5 protein-coding genes are annotated in these 7,013 nt (G+C 32.7%); all 5 read right to left on the bottom strand.

Translation table 11 applies throughout. The features are described from left to right. Positions 1-512 (bottom strand): Crp/Fnr family transcriptional regulator (locus N4A42_RS07920; protein WP_294072455.1); only part of this gene is annotated, 512 nt, incomplete at its 3' end. Positions 513-641: 129 nt separating this feature from the next. Continuing rightward, on the bottom strand, positions 642-3,452 hold the full coding sequence (locus N4A42_RS07915; RefSeq protein ID WP_294072458.1) for a bifunctional aconitate hydratase 2/2-methylisocitrate dehydratase: 2,811 nt from the start codon (positions 3,450-3,452) through the stop codon (positions 642-644). A gap of 285 nt (positions 3,453-3,737) precedes the next feature. Then, positions 3,738-4,691 carry a MoxR family ATPase gene (locus tag N4A42_RS07910; RefSeq protein ID WP_294072452.1) on the bottom strand — a complete coding sequence of 318 codons (954 nt, stop codon included), beginning with the start codon at positions 4,689-4,691 and terminating at the stop codon, positions 3,738-3,740. Positions 4,692-4,694: 3 nt separating this feature from the next. Further along, positions 4,695-6,143 (bottom strand): peptidylprolyl isomerase, encoded by a 1,449-nt coding sequence (locus N4A42_RS07905; protein WP_294072449.1) that lies wholly within the window; start codon positions 6,141-6,143, stop codon positions 4,695-4,697. After that, the gene (locus tag N4A42_RS07900) at positions 6,106-6,957 is read right to left on the bottom strand and encodes a peptidyl-prolyl cis-trans isomerase (protein ID WP_294072446.1); all 852 of its coding nucleotides are present in this window, start codon (positions 6,955-6,957) and stop codon (positions 6,106-6,108) included. The genes N4A42_RS07905 and N4A42_RS07900 overlap by 38 nt, the downstream gene beginning before the upstream one ends. Between the last annotated feature and the right edge of the window lie 56 nt (positions 6,958-7,013).

Genomic DNA, 7,013 nt, shown 5'->3' with positions numbered 1-7,013 from the left:
GTCGTATTACAATCGTAACCATAATCTGTACACAACTCTTGTAAAAACTCTAATAATCTGGTTTTAGAATCTTTAAATAACAATAACTGAAGTCTACGTTCTAATTTTTTAAACTTAAATCCTATAAATTTATAAATCCTTAAACTAAAGGTTTTATTATCTCTCATAAGATCGTGCATAGTATTAACACCAACAGGACAAATAGATGTATTATTATCTAAAGATTGTGCAAACTCATCACGCTTTTCCTCGCCTAAAATAGCTTTTTCACCAAAGAGTTCTCCTTTTCTTAAAATAGCCTTAACGACTTCTGTACCATCTTCATTATAATAACCAATCTTTACCTTTCCTTTTTCTATAAGATACACTTTGTTAGCAGCATCTTCTTCAAAATAGATATAATCGCTTTTTTTGTAAGCATCAAAATCGTGACAAGCTTTATATTTTTTAAACTTATGAGGACATAGTAAATTGAATAGATTGACATCTTCAAAAATCCAGATTGAATTCATGGCGAGTAAAAGATTTAATTGAGTTATGAAGTATAGTCGGAATGATTTAGGACACCTTTCAATATCACAAAAAAAGCTCGAATTAAAATTAATTCGAGCTCAATTGTTTAATATATTCTTAACTAAACCTTAAAAAGAAACCATGTGTCCTGGTAAAGGAGGCTGCGTCGTCATCTTCTTAAGTGGTGGTGCAAACTTTGTAAGTTTTATACCTTTTACTGCCATTTTATATTCTTCAATTGTTGGTATTCTACCTAAAATTGCTGAAAGTACAACTACTGGTGTAGACGCTAACAAAGATTCTCCTTTTTTACGATCAGAATCTTTAACAACTCTTCCTTGGAATAATCGGGTTGAAGTTGCCATAACCGTATCACCCTTTTCTGCCTTTTCCTGATTACCCATACATAGATTACAACCTGGTCGTTCTAAATATAAAATATTTTCATATTCTGTTCTTGCCACATTTTTAGGTGCATCATCATCAAACTCAAAGCCGGAATACTTTTGAAGTATTTCCCAATCACCTTCTATCTTTAATTCTTCAATAATATTGTACGTTGGCGCTGTTACCACAAGCGGAGCTTTAAATTCTACCTTACCAAACTTCTCTTCTAAGTTTCTAAGCATCTTAGAAACTATTTTTATATCTCCCTTATGAACCATACACGAACCTACAAATCCAAGATCTACAGCTTTTTCACCTTCATAAAAAGATAATTCTCTAATTGTATCATGAGTATATCGCTTAGAAACATCATCGTTATGCACATCTGGATCTGCAATCATTGGTTCCTCAATGATATCTAAATCCACTACTAATTCTGCAGCGTATTTGGCATCTTCATCTGGAGTTAAAGGTGGTTTTTCACCTGAACGCACTTCTTTAATACGCTTATCAGCTAAATCAATAAGCCCTTGAAGCACTTGTTTTTTATTATCCATGCCCTTATCAATCATAATCTGAATTCTACTTTTAGCGATTTCAAGAGATTCTATAAGGGTATCTGGTTGAGAAATACAGATAGATGCTTTAGCTTTCATTTCAGCAGTCCAATCTGTAAATGTAAAGGCTTGATCTGCAAGTAAAGTTCCAATATGAACTTCGATTATTCTTCCTTGGAAAACATTCTCTCCACCAAATTGTTTCAGCATTTGCGATTGCGTTGCATGCACAACATCTCGAAAATCCATGTGATCTTTCATTTCACCTTTAAAAGTCACTTTTACAGACTCTGGTATAGGCATTGAAGCTTCACCAGTTGCCAAAGCCAGTGCAACTGTACCAGAATCGGCACCAAAAGCCACACCTTTAGACATACGCGTATGAGAATCACCACCAATAATAATTGCCCAATCATCTACTGTAATATCATTTAAAACTTTATGAATTACATCTGTCATAGAATGGTAAACGCCTTTTGGATCTCTACCAGTAATAAGACCAAAATCGTTCATAAACTTCATTAATTTTGGTGTATTTACTTGTGCTTTTTTATCCCAAACTGATGCTGTGTGACAACCAGACTGATAAGCGCCATCAACAATTGGAGAAATTACTGTAGCTGCCATCATTTCTAGCTCTTGAGACGTCATAAGACCTGTAGTATCTTGTGAACCAACAATGTTTACTTCAACACGCACATAAGAACCAGCATGCAATGTTGCGCCTGATGTACCTACTGCATTCTTATTAAATATCTTTTCTACAGCAGTTAAACCTTGATCAGAGTGAGAAATCTCTTTAGATGGTGCAAATACTGGCGGAATATCTATACCTAAAGTTTTTGCTGCGAATGTTTGTAGTTTTTTTCCAAAAACAATAGCATAAGATCCTCCTGCTTTCATAAACTCCATTTTTTGTGGAGTAAATGCTGCGGATATATCTTTTACAGCTTTACCATCTTTGTATAATTGCTTTTCTTTAGTGTTAATTGTAAATACCGTTCCTGTATCTATAGAATATTCTTGCTCTAATTCTGGTTCACCATCTTCATCATAAACTGTATTCCCTTCAGCATCTTTCTTAGTTACCCAGTTTTTTAAGTCCAAACCTATACCGCCTGTTACACCTACAGTAGTTAAGAAAATAGGCGAAATACCATTGGTTCCTGCAACTACTGGTGCTATATTAATAAACGGTACATATGGGCTCGCTTTTTTGCCAATCCAAAGTGCCACATTATTAACACCAGACATACGAGAAGATCCTACACCCATTGTTCCTTTCTCTGCCACTAACATTACACGCTTACCTGGATGTTTGGCCTGAAGATCTAATAATTCTTGTTGCTTTTCTTTATTATGTTCAAACATACATTGTCCATGCAACTCTCTATCTGATCTAGAGTGCGCGTCACTACCTGGCGATAATAAATCTGTAGAAATATCACCAACACCAGCAACATAAGTCACCACTTCAATTTCTTCTTCTAATTCAGGTAACTTGGTAAAAAATTCAGCTTTTGCATAACTTTCTATAATGTCTTTAGCAATTTCATTACCACTATTAAACGCTTTTTCTAAACGCTCTGTATCTGCTTCGTATAAGAAAACTTGTGTTTTTAAAACTTTAGCCGCTTGATTAGAAATGTCTTTATCTTCTGTATCTAAAGCTAAATCTAATAATACCTCTACCGAAGGACCTCCTTTCATGTGTGATAATTGCTCAAACGCAAATTCAGATGAAATTTCTTCAACTGTTTCCTCTCCTAGTATTATTTCTTTTAGAAATTTAGCCTTAACACCTGCAGCACTTGTTGTTCCTGGAAGTGAGTTATATATAAAGAAATTTAAAGAATCAGCTCTATGAACGTGGTTTACATCTTTAATCTGATCTATAATTTCAGTTAATAATTCTGAACCATCTATTGGTTTAGGATGTAAATTTTGCGCTTTTCTCTCTTCAATCTCTTTGATGTAATCTTTATATGTCATAATTAAGCATTAAATATCATTAATGGACTGCAAAAATAAGGATTTCAAAAGATTTTTAAAAATACGCAACAAAATCGCAATTTCTTTACACTTAAATCACAGAATAACTAAATTTCAGAGACTACCACAATTAATTAACATTTAAATTGCGTAAAAATCAAAAAATTAACAAATTAGCTTATTTAGAATAAATATGAATTACAGCGAGCCATTTTAACACGCAATACATCTGTTACAGATTTTAAAAAGAATAGTAATTCAGTAACTTTACAGAAACAATAGCTAAACTTAAAACAAACTTTCAATTATTTTTTTATCGGTAATACCTTCAGCTTCTGCTTTGTAGTTTTTAATAACTCGATGTCTTAAAATACCAGTTGCTACTGCTTGAATATCTTCAATATCTGGAGAGAATTTACCCTTAGTAGCTGCATGAGTTTTTGCTGCAAGAATTAAGTTTTGTGACGCTCTAGGTCCAGCTCCCCAATCTACAAATTCTTTAACTATCTCTGCAGCTGTATCTGCTTTTGGCCTTGTTTTAGAGACTAATGACACTGCGTACTCTACCACATTATCCGCAACAGGAATGCGACGAATAACATTTTGATAGTCTATAATTTCTTGAGCAGTAAATAATGCATTAACAGACAACTGAACATCTGTTGTCGTGGCTTTTACAACTTGTACTTCTTCTAAAAATGAAGGATACTCTAATCTAATAGCAAACATAAATCTATCTAATTGAGCTTCTGGTAAAGGATAAGTTCCTTCTTGCTCTATAGGATTTTGAGTTGCTAAAACAAAATATGGTAAACTTAATTTATATTGATGACCTGCAACAGTTACTGCACGCTCTTGCATAGCTTCTAAGAGTGCTGCCTGAGTTTTTGGCGGAGTTCTATTAATCTCATCTGCTAAGATGATATTTGCAAAAATTGGTCCTTTTATAAACTTAAAACGTCTGTCTTCGTCTAGAATTTCACTACCAAGGATATCGCTTGGCATTAAATCTGGCGTAAACTGAATTCTCTTAAAATCTAATCCTAAAGCTTGGGCAATAGTGTTAACCATTAAGGTTTTTGCTAAACCAGGCACTCCAATCAACAAAGAATGACCTCCTGAAAAAATGGAAATTAAAATTTGGTCAATTACTTCCTCTTGACCAATAATAACTTTTGATATTTCTTCTTTAAGTGCTTTGTATTTTTTTACAAAGTTTTCAATTATAGTAACATCAGACATATTTTATTCTGTTTTTAACCAATTACTCTGATATTCACATTTTCTATATTCACCATTTATCTTAACATAGGTCTCTGCTATGACTTCTTTCTGCCATTTTTCAATAGCTCTAATCTGCTTATCCTGTAATGCTAAATCTTTTATTTTTAAATAATCTCTAGCAAAATCAGCTTCATGATCATCAATTCTATCTGTAACCGTCATTATTTTAAACTTAATAGTGTTGACACGATCTTCATCTTGAATAACTTCACTAATTTCATCATCTTTTAATCCTTGAATTTGTGTGTACATTTCTGTATCCATCTTGGTTAATTCAAAATTAAAATCTTGTGTTGTAGGGTTTGTTAACTGACCTCCTTCAAATTTAGTTTCTTCTTCATCACTAAACTCTAGTGCTGCATCAGCAAAGCTAAGCTTACCACTTACAATTAAATCTCTTACTTTATCAATCTTGTCTTTAGCTTCTTGTATAGCTTCTTGTGATAACTTAGGACGTAATAAAATATGTCTTACTTCGTACTCTTGCCCTCTAATCTTCTCTAAGTATATTATGTGATATCCAAAATCTGTTGCAAAAGGCTCTGAAATTTGCCCTTCTTCTAGATTAAAGGCAACATCTCTAAATTCCTTAACCATTCTAGGTTGTTTACGATTCATGGTTGGTAATAGTCCACCATTATTCTTTGAACCAGAATCTTCAGAATAAAATAACGCTTTGGTTGTAAAACTTGCGCCATTCTCTTCTACGTCTTGTTTAAACCCGTTTAGTTTATCAATAACAACTTGCTTTGCTTCTTCAGTTACTTCTGGTACGACAACAATCTGAGCTACTTTTAACTCTGTACCAAATGTAGGCCTTTCATCTTTTGGTATATCATTAAAAAATGTTCTCACTTCTTCTGGAGTTACTTCAACCCCATCAGTAACTTTTTTTTGCATCTCTCTAGCCAAGTACCCATTTTTATTGATTTCGTACATTTCATCTCTTAGCGCTTGCTCAGAATCCTTTTTGTAAAATTTTATTAGGCCTTGCATATCACCACCTGTTTGAGCCATTATGCCCTCTATCTGCTGCTCTACAAGAGATTTAATATATAATTCATTAACTAAAATACTATCCTGTATAGCTTGGTGTGCATATAGTTTTTTCTCTAAAAGACTTCCAAAAAGCTCACAACGTGTAACACCACTTAAGTCTGCACCTTGTGCTTCTAATTGAGCTATCTCACGATCTAAATCAGATTCTAACACAATAAAATCACCAACAACAGCCGCTACACCATCTGCTTTAACTCGTGTCTTATTAACAACACTGTCTTTTACTTTTTCAATTACTTTTGGCGTCTCATCTGGAATAATCTCTTGAGCACCAATAGCACCAACACATAAAAAACAACAAAGACTTAATGCCTTAGTTATAGATTTGAAATTTATTGTTCTTAATTGCATCTTTTGAAATATCTTTTTCGAGTTGTTTAATAAGCTCTAGTTTTCGCTTATTAATTACTATTTGTTTTATTGATTTGTTAACGTATTCTAAAGGAGCATAATCGTTCTGTAGACGTATATCATTAACACGCATCAAATATAGGTTTATTGAATCTTTGAGCTGTAAGAAATTAGTTTTTTTTAACAATTGATCCTTAGTTTCTTGTTTTATTACTGGCACTTTATCTACTACCTGATTAAATTTCACCCAAAGAGAGTCATTTAACAAGTAGGATTTAAACTGAACTGATATTGAATCTAGATAACGCTTATCCTTTGGCTCAAAGCGCTTAAATCTATTTTTAATAGTATCTAAATTAATAGGATTTAAAGGCAAACTAATGTATCTAAATTGTAATAAATCATCATTAAGCTTAAAAGATTCTTTATTAGCTTCATAAAACACTTTAGCTTCATTTGTTTTAACTGTAGTGTCTATATTCTTTTTTACTAATGCCTCTAAATATGCCTTTGTATATAAATCGCTTTTGTATTGATCTACTAGCCTAGAAAATTCTTCTTGTTTTTTTTCTGAAAGATTAAGCAAAGCTCCATCCATTAACAACAATTGCCTTGCCCATCTATTAATATAGGCATTAACCATTATAAGACTATCTTCTTTACTTGCTCCTTCTGGAACTAAATCTACAACGTCTTCTTTATATAAATATACATCATTAACTCTTGCTATTGGCTGGCGATTGTCTGTTTTCTTAAAGAAATCGCAACCAAAAACACTAATGCATACTATTAGTATAAAGAACGTTTTTTTCATCTATTTATATTCTTTCAAAAAACCTATGAATCAATTATTTATTTTTCTTCAATGGG

Source organism: Winogradskyella sp. (assembly GCF_025210595.1).
Taxonomy (GTDB): domain Bacteria; phylum Bacteroidota; class Bacteroidia; order Flavobacteriales; family Flavobacteriaceae; genus Winogradskyella.
This window is presented reverse-complemented; position numbering and strand designations above follow the sequence as displayed.